The sequence below is a fragment of the Mesorhizobium sp. genome, from assembly GCF_041661565.1.
Taxonomy (GTDB): Bacteria; Pseudomonadota; Alphaproteobacteria; order Rhizobiales; family Rhizobiaceae; genus Mesorhizobium.
The window spans coordinates 1-1727 of the sequence record NZ_JBAZUD010000234.1; the positions used below are offsets into that span (position 1 = coordinate 1).

Annotated in this window: 1 protein-coding gene; it reads left to right on the top strand. The window is 63.6% G+C overall.

What is annotated here, in order from left to right; translation table 11 throughout:
• A partial coding sequence (locus WC739_RS24650) for a dihydropteroate synthase (protein ID WP_372955603.1) occupies nucleotides 1–1727 on the top strand: 1727 nt, incomplete at both ends.

Consider the following 1727-nt stretch of genomic DNA (forward strand, 5'->3'; position numbering starts at 1 on the left):
CATTCCCTCGCTGGCACAGCACACGCGACTGTCCGGCCTGGAACCATTCGTCATCACGCCAGACACCAACTTCGTCAACGTCGGCGAGCGCACCAATGTCACCGGCTCGGCGCAATTCAAGAAGCTGATCCTGGAGAACCGCTACGACGAGGCCCTGACCGTTGCGCGACAACAGGTCGAGAACGGCGCCCAGGTCATCGATGTCAACATGGACGAGGGCATGCTCGACGCGGAAGCTGCGATGTCGCGCTTCCTGCGCCTGATCGCCGCCGAACCGGACATCGCCCGCGTGCCGCTGATGATCGATTCGTCCAAGTGGAGCGTGATCGAGGCCGGCCTGAAATGCGTGCAGGGCAAGGCGATCGTCAACTCGATCTCGATGAAGGAAGGCGAAAGCGCCTTCCTGCAGCAGGCGGCGAAAGTGCGCCGCTACGGCGCAGCGGTCGTGGTCATGGCCTTCGACGAACAAGGCCAGGCCGATACCTTCGAGCGCAAGGTGGAGATCTGTTCTCGCGCCTATGCGCTGCTGACCGAGAAAGCCGGTTTCGCGCCGGAAGACATCATCTTCGACCCGAATATCTTCGCCATCGCCACGGGCATCGAGGAGCACAACGACTACGCCGTCGCCTTCATCAACGCCACGCGCGAGCTAAAATTGCGTTTTCCGCTCAGCCATGTCTCCGGCGGCGTGTCCAACGTGTCGTTCTCGTTCCGCGGCAATAATGCCGTGCGCGAGGCGATCCACGCGGTGTTCCTGTACCACGCCATCCAGGCCGGCATGGACATGGGCATCGTCAATGCCGGCGGCCTGCCCATCCTCGACGACCTGGAGCCGTCGTTGCGCGAAGCCGTCGAAGACGTGGTGCTCAATCGCCGAGACGACGCCACCGAGCGCCTGCTGACCGAGGCCGACAAGCACAAATCGAAAAAGGGCGAAGTGCGCAGCGAGGATCTCAGCTGGCGCGACAAGCCGGTGAACCTGCGCATCCAGCATGCGCTGGTGCATGGCATCGACAAGTTCATCGAGCTCGATGCTGAGCAATCCCGGCAGGAGGCCGCGCGACCGCTGGACGTCATCGAAGGGCCGCTGATGGACGGCATGAATATCGTCGGCGACCTGTTCGGCGCCGGAAAGATGTTCCTGCCGCAGGTGGTGAAATCGGCGCGGGTGATGAAGCGCGCCGTCGCCCACCTGATTCCATACATCGAAGCGGAAAAACTGCGTACCGGCGACGCCGGCAAGGCCAAGGGCAAGGTGTTGATGGCCACGGTCAAGGGCGACGTGCACGACATCGGCAAGAACATCGTCGGCGTGGTGCTGGCCTGCAACAACTTCGACGTGGTCGACCTGGGCGTGATGGTGGCGACCCAGACCATCATCGACCGCGCCCGCGAGGAAAAGGCGGACATCATCGGCTTGTCAGGCCTGATCACGCCGTCGCTGGAAGAAATGAGCCACGTTGCCCGCGAAATGAAGCGACAGGGCATGTCCCTGCCCTTGCTCATCGGCGGTGCGACCACGTCGCGCGCCCACACCGCGCTGAAGATCGCACCGCATTACACCGAGCCGGTGGTCTGGGTGAAGGACGCCTCGCGTGCGGTGGGCGTCATGCAGAGCCTGCTCAGCGTGGACTTGCGCGCGCCCTTCGTGGCTGGCATCGCCGCCGACTACGCCGAAGTTCGCGCCCGGCACGCCAATCGCGGCGACGCCAAATCGCTGATCTCCC